Consider the following 15,401-nt stretch of genomic DNA (forward strand, 5'->3'; position numbering starts at 1 on the left):
TGAAAGGGGGGATATGAATGGCTCAAAATATCAGGATTAAGTTGAAGGCCTTTGATCATAGGGTCCTGGATGCATCAGCGCTACAGATTGCCGAAACGGCGAAAAGGACGGGGGCTAAGGTTTCAGGCCCCATACCATTGCCCACGGCGATCAATAAGTACACGGTTTTGAAGTCGCCTCACAAGGATAAAGATGCACGAGAGCAGTTCGAGGTGCGCACTCATAAGAGGCTTATAGACATAGTCGATCCTACGCAGAAGACCATGGAAGCGCTGATGCAGCTGAACCTCCCTTCAGGAGTAGATATACAGATACAACTGTAGGGGAGCTCTGAGCTGAAAGGAGAGAAATTTGATGAGTCTAGGGATTTTAGGTGTTAAGGTTGGAATGACCCAGATTTTCGACGAAGAGGGTCAGGCTGTGCCCGTTACTGTCGTAGAGGCAGGTCCATGTAAGGTGGTTGCTTTAAGAAGGCCTGAAGTAGAGATGTATTCGGCCATAGTCTTGGGCTTTGGGAAGGTGAAAGCCCATAGATTGAACAAGCCCATGCTAGGCGTATACAAGAAAGCGGGGATCGAACCCAAACGATGGTTGCGGGAGTTCCGCCTCGATGACGTTACGGGTTATGAAGTTGGACAGACCATCGACGTAACTATCTTTGAAGTAGGCGAAGTCGTCGATGTTACGGGCACCAGCAAAGGCAAAGGTTTTGCCGGTGTCATGAAGAGACACGGTTTTGGAGGCGGCCCAGCAAGTCACGGTGCCTCTCTCTTTCACAGGCGAGCCGGTTCGTCGGGAGCCAGCAGCTTTCCGAGCCATGTCTTTAAGGGCAAGACGATGCCCGGTCGGATGGGTAACGAACGAGTGACCGTGAAAAACCTCAAAGTCGTTGCTGTCGATAAAGAAAATAATTTGCTATTGATTAAAGGAGCCATCCCAGGGCCGCGTAACGGCCTTGTTATGGTGCATAAAAAGGAGGGCTAGTTTATGCCTACTGTCGATGTTATTGGAATCGATGGACAAAAGGTGGGCGAAGTTGCCCTTGCCGATGATGTTTTTGCGGCGAGAATTCACGTTCCCGCTATGCATCAGGTCGTCGTAGCCTATTTGGCAGCACAAAGGCAAGGAACGCATTCGACGAAGACCAGAGGAGAGGTGCGCGGCGGCGGAAGGAAGCCCTGGAGACAAAAACACACCGGAAGGGCAAGGCATGGAAGCATACGCTCTCCTCTGTGGATAAAGGGTGGAGTTGTCCATGGTCCCAAACCGCGCTCGTACGATCAAAAGGTCAATAAAAAGGTGAAACAGTTGGCGATTAAGAGCGCTCTGAGCCTTAAGGTTAAGGAAAATAAGCTTATTTTGGTCGAGGGAATCGAAACAATGTCGCCCAAGACGAAGGATATGTGTGCCTTTTTGGCAAACGCTCAAGCCCAAGCCAAACCGTTGATCGTCATACACGAATCGTTGCCTTCAATCTATATGGCGGCGAGAAACATACCCGGAACGAGAGTGTTACATGTTGACAGCATTAACGTATACGAAATTTTAAATCATGAACACCTCATATTGACTAAGGGCGCGGCACAAAGGCTGGAGGAGGTGTACTCAGCGTGAAATTGACTTCCTATGATATAATTTTGCGGCCGGTAATAACCGAGAAGAGCAGCCGTCATATGATATACAACAAGTACACCTTTGAAGTGCATCCGAGCGCCAATAAGGTGGAAATTAAAAAGGCAATAGAGGAGATCTTCGACGTGAAGGTCGAAAAGGTCCATACGGTAAACGTCAAGCCAAAGCCGAAGCGCCTCGGGCGTTTTTTAGGACGCTCGAGAAGGTGGAAAAAAGCGATAGTAACATTAGCGCCAGGCGAACGCATTGAGTTCTTTGAAGGCGTACGGACGACTTAAAGGAGGAAGTCCAATGGGAATTAGAAAATACAAACCGACGACTCCCGGTAGACGCCAGATGGCCACATCGGACTTTTCGGAAATTACCAGAGATGAATTTGAAAAGAGCCTGGTAGTTTCGTTAAAAAAGAAGACGGCCGGAAGGAACAATAAGGGAAGGGTCACTGCGAACCATCGCGGCGGGGGCCACAAGAGGCTCTATAGAATCGTAGATTTCAAGAGAGATAAATTCGACGTTCCCGGAAAAGTAGCCGCGTTAGAGTACGATCCCAACAGATCGGCGAGGATAGCGCTCGTACATTATGCCGACGGTGAGAAGCGCTATATTCTGGCCCCTATGGGCTTGAGCGTGGGAGACGTGGTTATGTCCGGAGAAAAGGCTGACATTAAACCTGGCAACGCATTAAAGCTACGGGATATTCCCGTCGGCACCTTCGTCCATAACATTGAGCTGCAGCCGGGGCGAGGCGGTGTGATGGCCAGATCTGCCGGCGCACAGGTGCAGATAATGGCAAAGGAAGGAAAATACGTTTTGCTGCGCATGCCGAGCGGTGAAATAAGGTATGTTCTGCAGGAGTGTATGGCTACGGTTGGCCAGGTCGGTAACGTGGAACACGAAAACGAGGTGCATGGCAAGGCCGGCAGGAAGAGGTGGCTTGGCAGGAAGCCAAGGGTGCGTCCTATGGCCATGAACCCCGTCGATCACCCCCTAGGTGGCGGCGAGGGTAAAACGAAGTCGAATAAGCACCCCGTTTCGGCAACGGGCGTTCCGGCTAAGGGGTATAAAACCCGTAAGCCTAAAAAGGCATCGACCAAATACATCGTTCGTCGCAGGAACGTTCAGTAAGGGAGGGAACTGACTTATGCCCCGTTCGGTAAAAAAAGGTCCCTACGTGGATCAAAAATTGTTGAAACGAATAGAGGAAATGAACGCGTCCGGAAATAAGAGAGTGATCAAGACATGGTCAAGGAGATCTACAATAGTGCCAAGCATGATTGGCCATACTATCGCGGTTCACAACGGACGCACCCACATACCGATTTACATAAGCGAAAATATGGTAGGCCATAAGCTCGGAGAGTTTGCCCCGACTAGAAAATTTGGCGGGCATGCCGGGCAGGAACGCACCACCAGGGTAAGGTAGGGTGAGAGATGATGGAAGCGAAAGCTATATCCAAACAAATAAGGATTTCACCCTTTAAGGTGCGACAGGTGTTGTCCTTGATCAGAGGCAAGAAAGCCGGCGAAGCTCTTTTGATATTGCGCTATTGTCCCAAAAAGGCCGCGCGATATATTGAGAAGACTTTGACCAGCGCCATTGCAAACGCAGATCACAACCTGGGCATGAGCGTCGACGAACTTTATGTAGTTAAGGCCATCGCGGATGAAGGTCCTACTTTGAAGAGATGGAAACCTGTATCCATGGGAAGGGCCCATCCTTTCAATCATCGTACCTGTCATATCACTATAGTAGTCGGCGAAAGGCAAGGAGGTATTGACTAAGATGGGACAGAAAGTACATCCCGTTGGCTATCGTCTGGGAGTTATCCGTGATTGGGAGTCGAGATGGTATGCCGACAAGAAAAATTTTGCCAAGCAATTGCATGAAGACATCAAACTGCGTAAATGGATAAAGGACAGATGGGGACATGCCGGCATTGCTACGGTCGAAATAGAGCGGATCGGAAACGTAATCCGGTTCACGATTTGGACCGCCCGCCCCGGTGTCGTAATAGGAAAAGGCGGCAGCGAAATACAGGAAGTCAGGGATGAGCTTCAGAAGATGACGGGATCCAAGGTAATGATCAATGTCCAGGAGATAAAAAATCCCGACAAAAACGCCCAAATAGTCGCCGAGGGCATAGCATCGGCCTTGGAACGGAGGGTGTCCTTCCGAAGAGCGATGAAACAGGCCATATTCCGTGCCATGAAGGCAGGAGCTTTGGGCATCAAGACTCAGTGTTCCGGCAGGTTGGGCGGCGCCGAAATTGCCAGAAGAGAGTGGTATCTCGAAGGTCGCTTGCCTCTGTCCACGCTAAGGGCGGATATCGATTACGGTTTTGCCGAGGCCAAGACGATGTACGGCGTTATCGGAGTAAAGGTATGGATATACAACGGCGATGTATTACCCTCGCTCAAAGAGAAGCCTCACAACGAGGTTTCGAGCGAGAGGAGGTGAATGGATTATGTTGATGCCAAAAAGGGTGAAGTATAGAAAACCTTTTCGCAAGCCTCTGCGAGGCAGGACGAAGGGTGGCGCAACTGTAGCCTTTGGAGATTACGGGTTGCAGGCTCTTGAAAACGTGTGGCTCACTGCAAGGCAGATAGAGGCTGCCCGTATAGCCATCACGCGAAAAATGAAAAAGGGCGGAAAACTTTGGATAAGAGTCTTCCCCGACGTCGCATATACCAAAAAGCCTTTGGAGACCAGGATGGGCAAAGGTAAGGGCGCTCCTGAGTATTGGGTTGCTCCTGTTAAACGTGGCCGGGTTATCTTCGAAGTGGCCGGTGTTTCCAGAGAAGTGGTAGAAGAGGCCTTTCGCTCTGCCGCACATAAATTGCCCATCAAGGTTCGTGTTATCGAAAGGGAAGAAATGGGTGGTGAAGCATAATGAATCCTAAGGAGTTGCGCGACCTGACTGTCGAAGAACTGAAGGAAAAACACAGGGAATATAAAAAGGAACTATACAATCTTCGCTTCCAGCATGCCATTGGTCAGCTTTCCAATACGGCAAGGATAGCGGAAGTGAAGAGGACGATCGCCAGGATACTCACTATCATGCGCGAGAAAGAGACCGGGCGAGATCGCTCCTCGGTGTTGAATTAAAGGAGGGAGTTCTATGGAGGAGCGCAAGGCTCAAAAAAAGGTCAGAAGAGGCATTGTCGTAAGCAATAAAATGGACAAGACGGTAGTGGTCAGAGTAGACAGGATGGCGAAGCACGCGTTATACGACAAACCCGTTCTCAAGAGCAAGAAATTCATGGCTCACGACGAGGAAAATTCTTGCTCCATAGGAGACAAGGTTTTAATAGAGGAAACTCGACCTCTTTCGCGAAAGAAAAGATGGAAAGTCGTAAAGATCCTGGAGCGTGCTCCTCTCTTTGAATACACTGGACCAGTCGAGGAGGAATAAAGGCCATGATACAGTTACATACTATGCTTAATGTGGCCGATAATTCGGGAGCGAAAAAAATAAGGTGCATTCAGGTGACCGGGGGAAGTTACAGGCGATATGGGACAGTTGGCGACGTAATAGTGGCTTCCGTTAAGGAAGCCATACCGAACAGCAATATCAAAAAAGGCGATGTAGTCAAAGCCGTAATTGTGCGCGTTCGCAAAGAGGTAAGGCGTCGCGACGGTTCCTACGTTCGCTTCGACGACAACGCCGCCGTTATAATCGATAACCAGGGAAACCCTCGCGGTACGCGCATATTCGGCCCTGTAGCCAGGGAATTGAGGGACAAGGGTTATACGCGCATAGTATCGCTTGCTCCTGAGGTCGTATGAGGAGGCGTGTTTATATGTCCAAGATGCGAATAAAAAAGGGAGATATGGTCCGCGTTATTTCCGGTAGAGATAAAGGAAAGGAAGGAAAGGTCCTCCGGCGCATACCCACAAGGAACATGTTGCTGATAGAGGGAGTGAACGTCGTAACCAAGCATTCGCGTCCCTCTCAGAAAAATCCCCAGGGCGGGATCCTGCGCCAAGAGGCCCCTATCCATGCGGACAAGGTCATGCTGGTCTGTCCTGCCTGTGGTGAGGCGACGAGGGTATCTCGGGCCTTTTTGGAGGACGGACGCAAGGTTCGCCTATGTAAGAAATGCGGCGAAATAGTGGATAAGCTTTAGGTTGAGGAGGAACAGGCAAATGGTTCCGCGATTACTTGAAAAATACAGAAGCGAAGTAGTTCCGCGAATGATGAAGGCCTTTAATTACAAAAACGTCATGGAGGTTCCACGAATAGAAAAGGTCGTAGTAAATATCGGCGTAAGCGAAGCGAAACAGGATATAAAATATTTGGACGCTGCTATTAACGAGCTGGCCCTCATCACAGGGCAACGGCCGGTTTTGAAAAGAGCGAAGAAGTCCGTTGCAGGTTTCAAGGTGAGAAAGGGCATGCCCGTGGCGTGCACCGTTACGCTCAGAGGAGCTAAGATGTGGGAGTTTTTGGACAGGTTGATCTCTCTAGCTTTGCCCCGCATAAAGGACTTTCAGGGCGTTTCGAGGAAGGGCCTCGACGGACGCGGAAACTATAACTTGGGGTTGAGGGAACAGCTGATATTCCCTGAAATCGAATACGATGACATTATGCGTATCAGGGGTATGAACGTAAGCATTACGACTACGGCGAAAACCGATGAGGAAGCTTACGGACTGCTAAAAGAGCTGGGTATGCCCTTAAGGCAGTAGCGATGAGGAGGTTAAAATCCGATGTCTAGGAAAGCTCTTGAGATAAAGGCTCAAAGAGAACCGAAGTATAAGGTGAGAAAATATAACAGATGTCCGCTTTGCGGTCGCCCGAGGGCATTTATGAGGAAGTTTAACATGTGTAGGTGCTGCTTTAGAGATTTGGCGCGACAGGGCAAGATCCCTGGAGTCGTCAAGTCCAGCTGGTAGCCCTATGAAACAAAAGGAGGATCGGCGATGTATGTTACAGATCCGATTGCTGATATGTTGACGCGAATCCGCAATGCGAACATAGCTTACCACGAAGTGGTGGACATCCCCATGAGCAACATGAAGCATCGTATTGCGCGAGTACTGAAGGACGAAGGTTATATAAAAAACTATAAAGTGATAAACGACCCCGGCAAGCCCTATCAAATGCTGAGGATATATTTGCACTACGGGCCAAACAAGGAAAGGGTCATACAGGGTCTTCGTCGGGTCAGCAAGCCCGGCAGGCGAATATATGTTAATAGCAGAGACTTGCCGAAGGTCATGGGGGGCTTGGGGGTAGCGATAATATCGACTTCAAGCGGACTGATGACTGACGCGGAGGCCAGAAAAAAGGGCCTTGGCGGCGAAGTCCTTTGCTACGTGTGGTAAGGGGGGAAAGACGTTGTCGAGGATTGGTCGGAAACCGATTTCCATCCCTAAAGGGGTAAATGTGACGTTGAGCGGTCGCACCGTTAGGGTAAAAGGTCCAAAGGGAGAAATGAGTTTTGATTTGTTGCCCAACATAAACGTTGAGTTGGCCGATGAGCAGATAATGGTCACGAGGAATAGGGAAGACAAAAAAACGAAGGCCTTTCACGGCCTTGTAAGGGCTATGTTGAGCAATATCGTCACGGGCGTTACACAGGGGTTTGAAAAGGAGCTCGAGATAGTGGGAGTGGGGTACAGAGCTCAGATGCAAGGGCAGAAACTGGTCCTGAACCTCGGGTATTCAAATCCCGTTGAATACGTTCCGCCTAAAGGGATAACGATTACTACAGATAGCCCGACCAAGATAAAGGTCTCGGGCATAGATAAGCAAGAGGTCGGACAGGTCGCCGCTATAATAAGATCCTTCAGGGCCCCTGAACCTTACAAGGGCAAAGGGATCAGATATGTTGGCGAAGTTGTCAAGCGAAAGACCGGTAAAGCTAGTGCGAAATAGTGGAGGTGGACCATTTTGATTAAGCGTAAATCGCGTAACGATATGCGCCTTCTTCGGCATCGCAGGATCAGAAGAAGGCTATTGGGAACACAGGAAAAACCTAGGTTGAGCGTCTTTAGGAGCCTGAAACACATTTATGTCCAAGTCATTGATGATGAGCGTGGGCATACCCTGGTTTCCGCGTCCACCTTAGACAAGGAGCTCAGGCCTCTTCAGGTGAGCTCCGGCTCCATTGAGGCGGCCAAGGCAGTGGGGCAGCTTGTGGCGAGACGAGCACTAGAGCTTGGCATTGCTGAAGTCGTTTTTGACCGTGGCGGACACGCCTATCACGGAAAGGTCAAGGCGCTTGCCGATGCCGCTCGCGAAGCCGGCTTGAAGTTATAAAGGGGGAGTCTTTGCATGGTCAGGATAACGATACCGAAAGGCGTGGAGCTAACCGAGAGGGTTATCGCCATAAACAGGGTCAGCAAAGTCGTCAAAGGCGGCAAGAGATTTAAATTCAGCGTTCTGGTGGTAGTTGGAGACGGTGAACGATACATAGGAGTAGGCCTGGGTAAGGCGAGGGAAATACCTGAAGCGGTCCGTAAGGGCATTGAAAGGGCAAAGAAGAACCTTGTAGAGGTAAAAAAAGTAGGAAATACCATTCCCCACCCGGTAGTTGCGAACTTCGGTGCGGCCCAAGTGCTGCTCAGGCCTGCCGCTCCTGGAACGGGAGTTATTGCGGGGGCAGTTGTGCGCGCCATTATGGAGCTGGGCGGCGTAAAGGACGTGTTGACGAAGGTCATAGGCAGAACGTCCAATCCTATCAACGTTGCTTACGCTACTGTTGAGGCGGTCAAGGCTCTGAGAAGCCCCGACGAGATCATGAAATTACGCGGGAAAGACCAACAACAGGCTTAGCGGGGAGGAATGAGGTTATGTCCAAAATTAGAGTTACTTGGAAAAAAAGCATCATAGGACGCCCGGAAAGACAGAGAAAATCTATCCGAGCATTGGGCCTGAAGAGGCTGAACCATAGCGTAACCCATGACGATACGCCTCAAATCCGCGGAATGATAAGAGCCGTCGAGCATCTCATAGATTGGGAAATCGTCGAATAGCTGGGAGGGAATAGTATGCGAATTCATGACTTACGCGCCCCTATGGGGGCCAAAAAAAAGCCCAAAAGAGTTGGTCGGGGCAAGGGAAGCGGCCACGGCGGTACGGCTACGCGCGGGCATAAGGGTCAAAAAGCCCGTGCCGGTGGAAACATATCGCCTAGGTTCGAAGGCGGGCAGATGCCTCTGCTGAGGAGAATTCCGAAGAGAGGGTTTAATAATGCGAGATTCGCAAGAAAATATCAGTATGTCAATATTGTGACCCTCGACGATAAGTTCGGAGAAAATGCAACAGTCACGCCTGAGCAGATGTACGAGGCTGGCATCATAGAAGATCTCCAAACGCCTGTTAAGATATTAGCGAAAGGGGACATCGCGAAACCGCTTACGGTAAAGGCGCACAAATTCAGTGCCAACGCGAAAAGCAAGATCGAATCGGCTGGCGGCAAGGCAGAGGTGATTTAAGTGTTTAGCGCCTTGCGTGACATGTTTCGCCTTCCCGACCTTAAAAGCAGGATCTTGTTCGTCCTCGGGGTCCTGCTGGTGTTTCGCTTGGGGGCGCACATCCCAACTCCCGGAGTGGATGCGAAGGCAATGGCAAGCCTCTTTGAACAGGGCGGGGTATTGAGTCTCTTCGATCTCTTTGCGGGAGGTGCTTTGCGACGATTCAGCATATTTGCCCTTGGCGTAACGCCCTACATAAATGCTAGTATCGTCATGCAACTTCTGGCCGTTGTCGTGCCCGCCATAGAAAAGATGCAAAAAGAGGGCGAAGAGGGAAGGCGCAAGATCGTTCAGTACACAAGGGTGTCTACGATCCTTTTCGCAGGCATCCAGGCGGTAGGAATGGTTTTGTGGCTCAGGAGCATGGGCATCATTTATGTAGGCGGCATCTCTATAGTGGTGGCCATAGTAACTCTTATTGCAGGGTCGATAGCCGTTATGTGGATGGGTGAAATGATATCTGACCACGGCATAGGCAATGGAATATCGCTGCTCATATTCGCCGGAATAGTTGCTCGTATACCGGAGGCCATAATGCGAACCTTTACATTGCTTCGTACCGGCGAGATGAACTTCTTAACTCTGATAATTGCCATTGCAATAATGATCGTCGTAATTGCCGGATGCATACTCCTTCAGGAGGGCCAAAGGCGATTACCGGTTCAGTATGCGAAAAGAGTTGTCGGAACCAGGGTGTACGGAGGACAGTCGACCTTCATTCCCTTGAGGGTTAACAGCGCAGGGGTAATACCTATAATTTTTGCATCCTCTGTATTACTCTTTCCCACTACCGTGGCCAGGTTTTTTTCGGCTGGATTTGCCCAGACGATTGCAAGGATCTTTTCGCCGAGCAGTCCAATATATATGATCCTTTACGTATTGCTGATCATATTTTTCACCTACTTTTACACGGCTGTCGTCTTTAATCCCGTCGATGTGGCCAACAATTTAAAGAAATACGGGGGCTTTATACCCGGAATACGGCCGGGACGTCCTACGGCAGACTACATCGAAAGGGTGTTGTCACGAGTTACGTTGGGAGGAGCGGTTTTTTTGGCGGGCATAGCTCTGCTTCCCTCGCTTTTGACGCAAATGCTGGGCATAACTACTTTCTACTTTGGAGGCACTGCAGTTTTGATCGTCGTCGGCGTTGCCCTTGAGACGGTACAGCAGATTGAAGCCCAGCTCTTGATGCGCCATTATGAAGGGATTATGAAAAGAAGAAACAAAGCTGGCGGAATACTAAGACTATAGAACAGCTCTGGGACTAGTTAGGAGGAAGATAAGTTGCGCATGATATTTCTTGGGCCACCGGGAGCAGGAAAGGGAACGCAGGCGGTAAAATTGGCATCCAAATACGGAATAGCCCATATCTCAACGGGTGATATGTTGCGTTATCATGTTAAAAACGGCACCGATCTTGGCGAGAAGGCGAAGGCCTATATGGACTCGGGCCGGTTGGTGCCCGATGATTTGATTATAGAGATGGTCAAGGAGAGATTGGAAGAAGAGGACGCGAAGAGGGGCTTTATACTGGACGGGTTTCCCAGGACCGTGAATCAGGCGAAAGCTCTAGAAGAACTTCTAGAGTCCAAGGAAATTGCCCTCGATGCCGTTGTGTTGTTCGACGTTGACGAAGAGACCTTGGTGCGACGCCTCTCCGGAAGGCGCATCTGCTCAAACTGTAATGCGATTTACAACGTTCATAACAGCGATTATCCTGAGGACGGTCGTTGTAAAAAGTGCGGTAATGAACTTATACAGCGCGATGACGACCAACCTGAAGTGGTAAGGCGGCGCCTCAAGGTTTACGAGGAAGAGACCGCCCCCTTGTTTGATTATTACAGAAATAAGGGCAGCCTGATATCTGTCGATGCCTCTTCCGAAAGCGACGCCGTATTGCACACCATAGAGAGTTTGTGCGGAGGCAAAGATGATTCGAATTAAGAAAGATTGGGAAATAGAAAAGATGAGAAGGGCGGGACTCGTGGTCGCAGACGTCTTAAAGCTTATGAGGGATATGGCCAAACCAGGGGTGGACACCAAAAGCCTCGATGCAGAGGCCGAAAATATGATATTAAAGAGCGGAGGGATTCCGGCGTTCAAGGGATATTCCTTTCCCGGAGCACCCTTTCCCTTTCCCGGTAGTATATGCGTCTCCGTCAACGATGAGATAGTTCACGGCATTCCCGATGATAAGAGGGTTTTGGTCGAAGGTGATATTGTGAGCATCGACGTGGGAGTCTGCATCGACGGATATTATGGCGATGCTGCTTGTACCTTTCCCGTCGGACTCATAAGCGATAGCAGATCGAGGTTGCTTGAAGTTACGAAAAGGGCCCTCTATTTGGCAGTCGATGCAGCTAAAAGCGGCAATACCGTCGGAGACATAGGACATACCGTGGAACAGTATGTCATCTCGCAGGGTTACGGTCTGGTCCGCGACTATGCGGGCCACGGGATAGGGAAGCGCCTCCATGAGGCTCCCCAGGTTCCCAACTTCGGAAGACGGGGGGACGGCATAACCCTTAAAAAGGGGTTTACCCTCGCCATCGAACCAATGGTCATCGCCGGTAAAAACGAAGATGTGGCGGTATTGGAAAACGGATGGACGGTTGTAACGGCAGATCACTCGGATGCAGCTCACTTTGAACATACGGTGCTCATTTCCGACGAAAGAGGAATCATACTCACGCCTTGGGAGTGACGATATTGGACTTAGATGACTTTCAAACGGGAAGGGTCGTCATATCCCACAAGGGGAAGGATAAGGGCACTTTTTATGCGGTGATTGGCATGGATCGGTTGAAAAACAGGGTATACGTGGCAGACGGGAGGCGGCACTCGGTCTCTCGTCCCAAGCCCAAAAACCCGAAGCATCTTCAGATGACAAATTGGTCTTTGCCAAGATTGAAGGAACGTTTGAGGGACAGCTCGAAAAATAACGATGAGTGGCTACGTCAGCAACTGCTAAACCTGATTCGAGACGAAGGGGCTCAAATTAAGAGGGGGTAGGCCAGCGCGCATGGCGAGGGAAGATGTAATAGAGTTACGAGGTACGGTGCTTGAACCGTTGCCCAACGCGATGTTCAAAGTGCAGCTTGAAAACGGTCATATTTTGTTAGCCCATGTCTCGGGGAAGATGCGCATGCATTTCATTCGCATATTGCCCGGGGATAAGGTCTTGGTTCAAGTCTCACCTTACGACTTGACAAGAGGACGAATTGTATATAGATATAAATAGCTTTAAAGGGGGAAGTAAAACGATGAAAGTCAGACCTTCCGTTAAACCTATTTGCGAACATTGCCAGGTCATTCGGCGTCACGGCAAGGTATGGATAATTTGCAAAAGAGATCCTAAGCATAAACAAAGACAGGGAGCAAGGAGGTAGTCGAGCATGGCTCGAATCGCAGGTATTGATCTGCCCAGGGACAAAAGAGTCGAGATAGCGTTGACTTATATCTACGGCATAGGTCTTCCTTCGGCGAAGAAGATATTGGCATCTACGGGGATCAGCCCCGATACGCGGGTTAAGGACCTCACCGAAGACGAGATCAACAAGCTCCAAAGAGAGATTGAAAACAACTATAAGGTGGAAGGCGATTTGAGGCGCGAGGTCAACGCGAACATCAAGCGCCTGATAGACATAGGCTGTTATCGGGGCTTAAGACACAGGCTCGGCCTTCCCGTAAGGGGACAGAGGACGCGCACCAACGCAAGGACGCGCAAGGGTCCGAAGAGGACGATAGCTGGCAAGAAGAAAGCCACAATGAAAAAGTAAAGGGAGCCTATAAATTAAGGAGGGAAATTTAGTGGCCAAGAGCACCAAAAGACGGACAAAAAGGAAGGAAAAAAAGAATATAAATTATGCCGTTGCCCACATCCACTCTACATTTAATAATACGATCATAAGCATAACAGACAAGCAGGGCGGCGTTGTAGGTTGGGCATCGGGGGGGACAGTAGGTTTCAAGGGCACCCGTAAATCGACGCCCTATGCTGCTCAGATGGCAGCACAGACTGTGGCCAAACAGGCACAGGATCACGGCGTCACTGAAATAGACGTTGTCGTCAAGGGTCCCGGGCCGGGGAGGGAGTCGGCTATTAGAAGTTTGCAGGCCGCAGGACTGCAGATCAATATGATTAAGGACGCCACGCCGATTCCTCATAACGGATGCCGTCCTCCAAAAAGACGACGTGTATAAGCCCAACAGGGGAACATTGAAGGAGGGAAAGATCGCGATATGAGCAGATATACCGGACCTTCCTGCAGGCTGTGTCGCAGGGCAGGAGCAAAGTTATTTTTAAAGGGAGACAGATGCTACTCTGAGAAGTGCGCCATAGCAAGGAGGAACTCCTTGCCTGGCCAGCACTCGCAGAGGCGAGCGAAATTCAGCGAATATGGCTTGCGGTTGCACGAGAAGCAGAAGCTCAGAAGGTTTTACGGAATGACGGAACGGCAGTTTGAGAGGTTCTTCGAAAAGGCCAGCAGAATGGCCGGACAGAAAGGGCACAATTTTCTGCAGTTGTTGGAGAGGCGCGTTGACAGCGTGGTCTATCGCTTGGGCATTGCCTCGAGCAGAGCTCAAGCTAGACAGCTCGTGACCCACGGCCACATAACCGTCAACGGCAAAAAACTTGACATACCAAGCGCTTTGGTGAAAGTCGGCGATGTCATAGCCGTTGCTCCCAACAGCAGGGACATTCCTACTATAAGGGAAAACTTGGAAGTCGCTTCGGCCCGGGCCATACCGGAGTGGCTTGAACTCAATGCCGAGCGGATGGAGGGTAGAGTAGTATCTCTTCCGACGAGGGAGCAAATCGACGTTCCCGTCAACGAACAGCTCATCGTCGAATACTACGCTCGATAATTATTAAGGAGAGGATCAGTTTGGAACGTGTTGTGCCGGATATCCATATAGAAGAAAGCAGTTCGGGATATGGACGGATTAGAATAGAACCCCTGGACAGGGGGTACGGCGTAACGCTTGGGAATGCCATTAGGCGAGTCCTGCTGTCGTCCATCCCGGGAGCTGCCGTCTCCGCCATCAGGATCGATGGCGTATTGCATGAGTTCAGTACAGTGCCCGGCGTAATGGAGGACGTATTGGAGATAATATTGAACATAAAGAAGCTGGCCGTCGTGTCCCACAGCGATGACGTTCGCATGTTGAGGCTGGAGGCAGAGGGGCCCAAGGTCGTGACGGTCGCCGATATAATCCCCGACAGCGAGGTGGAGTTTTCCAACCCCGAGGCTTACATATGCACTTTGGAAGAAGGTCATAAATTGGGAATGGACCTTTACGTCGAGCGGGGCGTAGGCTATCTGACAATGGACAGGCCAAGACCTAACTATTTGCCCATAGACGTTTTACTAGTCGATGCCGTATTTTCTCCCGTCTTGCGCGTGAACTACAACGTCGGGGCTGCAAGGGTTGGCCAGCGAACCGACTACGAGAGCCTGCTCATCGAATTGTGGACAAACGAGACGGTCGAGCCCGCTAAAGCCTTTCTTGAGGCTGTCAAGATATTGAACCAATATTTCGGCCATATAGCTTCCCTGTTGCTGAAAGAGCCCGTCTCTTCCGTAGAGGCGGAGGTTACTGAAGCTGTTGTTGAGGCTGTAGCGGAGGAAGACCCCTTTCTCTCCAGGCCCATTCGGGATCTGGAACTTTCCATACGAAGCGAAAACTGCCTGCTTCGCGCAGGAGTGCGCAGCATAGGGGATTTGGTCCAATACACTAGGGACGATCTTTTGAAGATACGTAATCTTGGAAAGATTTCCCTGAAAGAGATAGAGGAAAAGTTGGATAACTTCGGCCTGTCTTTGAGCGCTCCCAAAGCAGGGTCGAAGATCGGAACAGATTCCCAGGAAAATGACGCCGAAGGTAACTTGGACGATGAAAACGAAGGCAAGGAGGAATAGAGGATGAGGCATAGGATGCGCTCTAGGACGCTTGGGCGATACGGAGCACATAGAAGTGCGATGCTCATAAACATGGCTGCAAGCCTTATAATTCACGAGAGCATAGAGACCACGGTTCCGCGGGCGAAAGAGCTTCGCAGGTATGTTGAAAAGCTCGTTACTCGCGCTAANNGGGGGGACTTTGCACGACAGAAGGATAGTTATATCGAGATTGCGCAACAAGGAAGCGACGATAAAGCTCTTCAACGAGCTTGCGCCCCGTTATGCCAATCGCCCGGGAGGCTATACTCGAATAGTGAAACTTGGATACCGCAAGGGAGACGCTGCCCCAACGGCCATAATTGAATTTGTTCAGTAAT

At 50.3% G+C, this 15,401-nt stretch carries 31 protein-coding genes and 1 pseudogene; all 32 read left to right on the forward strand.

Features of this window, described 5'->3' with window-relative positions:
* Positions 1-17 precede the first annotated feature (17 nt).
* The gene (rpsJ, locus tag B3N34_RS04000) at positions 18-323 is read left to right on the forward strand and encodes a 30S ribosomal protein S10 (protein WP_009201488.1); all 306 of its coding nucleotides are present in this window, start codon (positions 18-20) and stop codon (positions 321-323) included.
* 31 nt (positions 324-354) lie between these two features.
* Positions 355-984 (forward strand): 50S ribosomal protein L3, encoded by a 630-nt coding sequence (gene rplC, locus B3N34_RS04005; RefSeq protein ID WP_009201487.1) that lies wholly within the window; start codon positions 355-357, stop codon positions 982-984.
* 3 nt (positions 985-987) lie between these two features.
* Positions 988-1,614 carry a 50S ribosomal protein L4 gene (rplD, locus tag B3N34_RS04010; RefSeq protein ID WP_009201486.1) on the forward strand — a complete coding sequence of 209 codons (627 nt, stop codon included), beginning with the start codon at positions 988-990 and terminating at the stop codon, positions 1,612-1,614.
* On the forward strand, positions 1,611-1,910 hold the full coding sequence (gene rplW / locus B3N34_RS04015; protein ID WP_040348167.1) for a 50S ribosomal protein L23: 300 nt from the start codon (positions 1,611-1,613) through the stop codon (positions 1,908-1,910). Before rplD ends, rplW begins: the two co-directional genes overlap by 4 nt.
* A 13-nt stretch (positions 1,911-1,923) precedes the next feature.
* A complete protein-coding gene (gene rplB, locus B3N34_RS04020) occupies positions 1,924-2,757 on the forward strand; it encodes a 50S ribosomal protein L2 (protein WP_286975173.1) in 834 nt (277 codons plus the stop codon).
* A 16-nt stretch (positions 2,758-2,773) separates the two neighbouring features.
* Positions 2,774-3,055 (forward strand): 30S ribosomal protein S19, encoded by a 282-nt coding sequence (gene rpsS / locus B3N34_RS04025; protein ID WP_286975175.1) that lies wholly within the window; start codon positions 2,774-2,776, stop codon positions 3,053-3,055.
* A gap of 11 nt (positions 3,056-3,066) precedes the next feature.
* Positions 3,067-3,414, forward strand: coding sequence for a 50S ribosomal protein L22 (gene rplV / locus B3N34_RS04030; protein WP_040348165.1), 348 nt, complete (start codon positions 3,067-3,069; stop codon positions 3,412-3,414).
* 1 nt (position 3,415) lies between these two features.
* Positions 3,416-4,090 carry a 30S ribosomal protein S3 gene (rpsC, locus tag B3N34_RS04035; RefSeq protein ID WP_286975177.1) on the forward strand — a complete coding sequence of 225 codons (675 nt, stop codon included), beginning with the start codon at positions 3,416-3,418 and terminating at the stop codon, positions 4,088-4,090.
* 7 nt (positions 4,091-4,097) lie between these two features.
* Entirely contained in the window at positions 4,098-4,523 is a 426-nt protein-coding gene (rplP, locus tag B3N34_RS04040; protein WP_009201480.1) for a 50S ribosomal protein L16, read from the forward strand.
* Positions 4,523-4,738, forward strand: a complete 216-nt coding sequence (rpmC, locus tag B3N34_RS04045; RefSeq protein WP_286975178.1) for a 50S ribosomal protein L29 — start codon at positions 4,523-4,525, stop codon at positions 4,736-4,738. The genes rplP and rpmC overlap by 1 nt, the downstream gene beginning before the upstream one ends.
* A gap of 13 nt (positions 4,739-4,751) precedes the next feature.
* Complete coding sequence (gene rpsQ / locus B3N34_RS04050) at positions 4,752-5,045, forward strand: 30S ribosomal protein S17 (RefSeq protein WP_009201478.1); 294 nt, start codon at positions 4,752-4,754, stop codon at positions 5,043-5,045.
* Positions 5,046-5,050: 5 nt separating this feature from the next.
* Positions 5,051-5,419, forward strand: a complete 369-nt coding sequence (gene rplN / locus B3N34_RS04055) for a 50S ribosomal protein L14 (RefSeq protein ID WP_009201477.1) — start codon at positions 5,051-5,053, stop codon at positions 5,417-5,419.
* Positions 5,420-5,433: 14 nt separating this feature from the next.
* The gene (gene rplX / locus B3N34_RS04060) at positions 5,434-5,760 is read left to right on the forward strand and encodes a 50S ribosomal protein L24 (RefSeq protein WP_286975180.1); all 327 of its coding nucleotides are present in this window, start codon (positions 5,434-5,436) and stop codon (positions 5,758-5,760) included.
* A 19-nt stretch (positions 5,761-5,779) separates the two neighbouring features.
* On the forward strand, positions 5,780-6,322 hold the full coding sequence (gene rplE, locus B3N34_RS04065; protein ID WP_286975182.1) for a 50S ribosomal protein L5: 543 nt from the start codon (positions 5,780-5,782) through the stop codon (positions 6,320-6,322).
* A 21-nt stretch (positions 6,323-6,343) separates the two neighbouring features.
* The gene (locus B3N34_RS04070) at positions 6,344-6,529 is read left to right on the forward strand and encodes a type Z 30S ribosomal protein S14 (RefSeq protein WP_009201474.1); all 186 of its coding nucleotides are present in this window, start codon (positions 6,344-6,346) and stop codon (positions 6,527-6,529) included.
* A gap of 27 nt (positions 6,530-6,556) precedes the next feature.
* The gene (gene rpsH / locus B3N34_RS04075) at positions 6,557-6,961 is read left to right on the forward strand and encodes a 30S ribosomal protein S8 (RefSeq protein ID WP_009201473.1); all 405 of its coding nucleotides are present in this window, start codon (positions 6,557-6,559) and stop codon (positions 6,959-6,961) included.
* 13 nt (positions 6,962-6,974) lie between these two features.
* Positions 6,975-7,514 (forward strand): 50S ribosomal protein L6, encoded by a 540-nt coding sequence (gene rplF / locus B3N34_RS04080; RefSeq protein ID WP_213698498.1) that lies wholly within the window; start codon positions 6,975-6,977, stop codon positions 7,512-7,514.
* 15 nt (positions 7,515-7,529) lie between these two features.
* Positions 7,530-7,898: a 50S ribosomal protein L18 gene (rplR, locus tag B3N34_RS04085; RefSeq protein ID WP_286975185.1), complete on the forward strand. Its 369-nt coding sequence runs from the start codon at positions 7,530-7,532 to the stop codon at positions 7,896-7,898.
* 15 nt (positions 7,899-7,913) lie between these two features.
* A complete protein-coding gene (gene rpsE, locus B3N34_RS04090; RefSeq protein WP_286975187.1) occupies positions 7,914-8,414 on the forward strand; it encodes a 30S ribosomal protein S5 in 501 nt (166 codons plus the stop codon).
* A 17-nt stretch (positions 8,415-8,431) separates the two neighbouring features.
* Positions 8,432-8,614: a 50S ribosomal protein L30 gene (rpmD, locus tag B3N34_RS04095; protein ID WP_273001901.1), complete on the forward strand. Its 183-nt coding sequence runs from the start codon at positions 8,432-8,434 to the stop codon at positions 8,612-8,614.
* 15 nt (positions 8,615-8,629) lie between these two features.
* A complete protein-coding gene (gene rplO / locus B3N34_RS04100) occupies positions 8,630-9,076 on the forward strand; it encodes a 50S ribosomal protein L15 (RefSeq protein WP_286975191.1) in 447 nt (148 codons plus the stop codon).
* Entirely contained in the window at positions 9,077-10,369 is a 1,293-nt protein-coding gene (gene secY, locus B3N34_RS04105; protein WP_286975193.1) for a preprotein translocase subunit SecY, read from the forward strand. It begins immediately after the preceding gene.
* A 33-nt stretch (positions 10,370-10,402) separates the two neighbouring features.
* Positions 10,403-11,062, forward strand: coding sequence for an adenylate kinase (locus tag B3N34_RS04110; RefSeq protein WP_286975195.1), 660 nt, complete (start codon positions 10,403-10,405; stop codon positions 11,060-11,062).
* Positions 11,049-11,822: a type I methionyl aminopeptidase gene (gene map / locus B3N34_RS04115; RefSeq protein WP_286975197.1), complete on the forward strand. Its 774-nt coding sequence runs from the start codon at positions 11,049-11,051 to the stop codon at positions 11,820-11,822. Before B3N34_RS04110 ends, map begins: the two co-directional genes overlap by 14 nt.
* Positions 11,819-12,130, forward strand: coding sequence for a KOW domain-containing RNA-binding protein (locus B3N34_RS04120; protein WP_286975276.1), 312 nt, complete (start codon positions 11,819-11,821; stop codon positions 12,128-12,130). The genes map and B3N34_RS04120 overlap by 4 nt, the downstream gene beginning before the upstream one ends.
* Positions 12,131-12,140: 10 nt before the next feature.
* A complete protein-coding gene (gene infA / locus B3N34_RS04125) occupies positions 12,141-12,359 on the forward strand; it encodes a translation initiation factor IF-1 (protein WP_009201463.1) in 219 nt (72 codons plus the stop codon).
* 22 nt (positions 12,360-12,381) lie between these two features.
* On the forward strand, positions 12,382-12,507 hold the full coding sequence (rpmJ, locus tag B3N34_RS04130) for a 50S ribosomal protein L36 (RefSeq protein ID WP_009201462.1): 126 nt from the start codon (positions 12,382-12,384) through the stop codon (positions 12,505-12,507).
* Between the two features lie 6 nt (positions 12,508-12,513).
* On the forward strand, positions 12,514-12,897 hold the full coding sequence (gene rpsM / locus B3N34_RS04135; protein WP_213698505.1) for a 30S ribosomal protein S13: 384 nt from the start codon (positions 12,514-12,516) through the stop codon (positions 12,895-12,897).
* Between the two features lie 31 nt (positions 12,898-12,928).
* Complete coding sequence (rpsK, locus tag B3N34_RS04140) at positions 12,929-13,321, forward strand: 30S ribosomal protein S11 (protein WP_286975200.1); 393 nt, start codon at positions 12,929-12,931, stop codon at positions 13,319-13,321.
* A 39-nt stretch (positions 13,322-13,360) separates the two neighbouring features.
* A complete protein-coding gene (rpsD, locus tag B3N34_RS04145; RefSeq protein WP_213698507.1) occupies positions 13,361-13,987 on the forward strand; it encodes a 30S ribosomal protein S4 in 627 nt (208 codons plus the stop codon).
* 20 nt (positions 13,988-14,007) lie between these two features.
* Positions 14,008-15,042, forward strand: a complete 1,035-nt coding sequence (locus B3N34_RS04150; protein WP_286975203.1) for a DNA-directed RNA polymerase subunit alpha — start codon at positions 14,008-14,010, stop codon at positions 15,040-15,042.
* Between the two features lie 15 nt (positions 15,043-15,057).
* Positions 15,058-15,400, forward strand: a pseudogene (gene rplQ / locus B3N34_RS04155) (50S ribosomal protein L17).
* Position 15,401 lies beyond the last annotated feature (1 nt).

The sequence above is a fragment of the Acetomicrobium sp. UBA5826 genome (genome assembly GCF_002433005.1).
Taxonomy (GTDB): domain Bacteria; phylum Synergistota; class Synergistia; order Synergistales; family Acetomicrobiaceae; genus Acetomicrobium.

Bases quoted from the DNA above. Each gene is read 5' to 3' on its own strand.
- rpsJ (WP_009201488.1), top strand. From the start codon at position 18: ATGGCTCAAAATATCAGGATTAAGTTGAAGGCCTTTGATCATAGGGTC.
- rplC (WP_009201487.1), top strand. From the start codon at position 355: ATGAGTCTAGGGATTTTAGGTGTTAAGGTTGGAATGACCCAGATTTTC.
- rplD (WP_009201486.1), top strand. From the start codon at position 988: ATGCCTACTGTCGATGTTATTGGAATCGATGGACAAAAGGTGGGCGAA.
- rplB (WP_286975173.1), top strand. From the start codon at position 1,924: ATGGGAATTAGAAAATACAAACCGACGACTCCCGGTAGACGCCAGATG.
- rpsS (WP_286975175.1), top strand. From the start codon at position 2,774: ATGCCCCGTTCGGTAAAAAAAGGTCCCTACGTGGATCAAAAATTGTTG.
- rplV (WP_040348165.1), top strand. From the start codon at position 3,067: ATGGAAGCGAAAGCTATATCCAAACAAATAAGGATTTCACCCTTTAAG.
- rpsC (WP_286975177.1), top strand. From the start codon at position 3,416: ATGGGACAGAAAGTACATCCCGTTGGCTATCGTCTGGGAGTTATCCGT.
- rplP (WP_009201480.1), top strand. From the start codon at position 4,098: ATGTTGATGCCAAAAAGGGTGAAGTATAGAAAACCTTTTCGCAAGCCT.
- rpmC (WP_286975178.1), top strand. From the start codon at position 4,523: ATGAATCCTAAGGAGTTGCGCGACCTGACTGTCGAAGAACTGAAGGAA.
- rpsQ (WP_009201478.1), top strand. From the start codon at position 4,752: ATGGAGGAGCGCAAGGCTCAAAAAAAGGTCAGAAGAGGCATTGTCGTA.
- rplN (WP_009201477.1), top strand. From the start codon at position 5,051: ATGATACAGTTACATACTATGCTTAATGTGGCCGATAATTCGGGAGCG.
- rplX (WP_286975180.1), top strand. From the start codon at position 5,434: ATGTCCAAGATGCGAATAAAAAAGGGAGATATGGTCCGCGTTATTTCC.
- rplE (WP_286975182.1), top strand. From the start codon at position 5,780: ATGGTTCCGCGATTACTTGAAAAATACAGAAGCGAAGTAGTTCCGCGA.
- B3N34_RS04070 (WP_009201474.1), top strand. From the start codon at position 6,344: ATGTCTAGGAAAGCTCTTGAGATAAAGGCTCAAAGAGAACCGAAGTAT.
- rpsH (WP_009201473.1), top strand. From the start codon at position 6,557: ATGTATGTTACAGATCCGATTGCTGATATGTTGACGCGAATCCGCAAT.
- rpsE (WP_286975187.1), top strand. From the start codon at position 7,914: ATGGTCAGGATAACGATACCGAAAGGCGTGGAGCTAACCGAGAGGGTT.
- rpmD (WP_273001901.1), top strand. From the start codon at position 8,432: ATGTCCAAAATTAGAGTTACTTGGAAAAAAAGCATCATAGGACGCCCG.
- rplO (WP_286975191.1), top strand. From the start codon at position 8,630: ATGCGAATTCATGACTTACGCGCCCCTATGGGGGCCAAAAAAAAGCCC.
- map (WP_286975197.1), top strand. From the start codon at position 11,049: ATGATTCGAATTAAGAAAGATTGGGAAATAGAAAAGATGAGAAGGGCG.
- infA (WP_009201463.1), top strand. From the start codon at position 12,141: ATGGCGAGGGAAGATGTAATAGAGTTACGAGGTACGGTGCTTGAACCG.
- rpmJ (WP_009201462.1), top strand. From the start codon at position 12,382: ATGAAAGTCAGACCTTCCGTTAAACCTATTTGCGAACATTGCCAGGTC.
- rpsM (WP_213698505.1), top strand. From the start codon at position 12,514: ATGGCTCGAATCGCAGGTATTGATCTGCCCAGGGACAAAAGAGTCGAG.
- rpsD (WP_213698507.1), top strand. From the start codon at position 13,361: ATGAGCAGATATACCGGACCTTCCTGCAGGCTGTGTCGCAGGGCAGGA.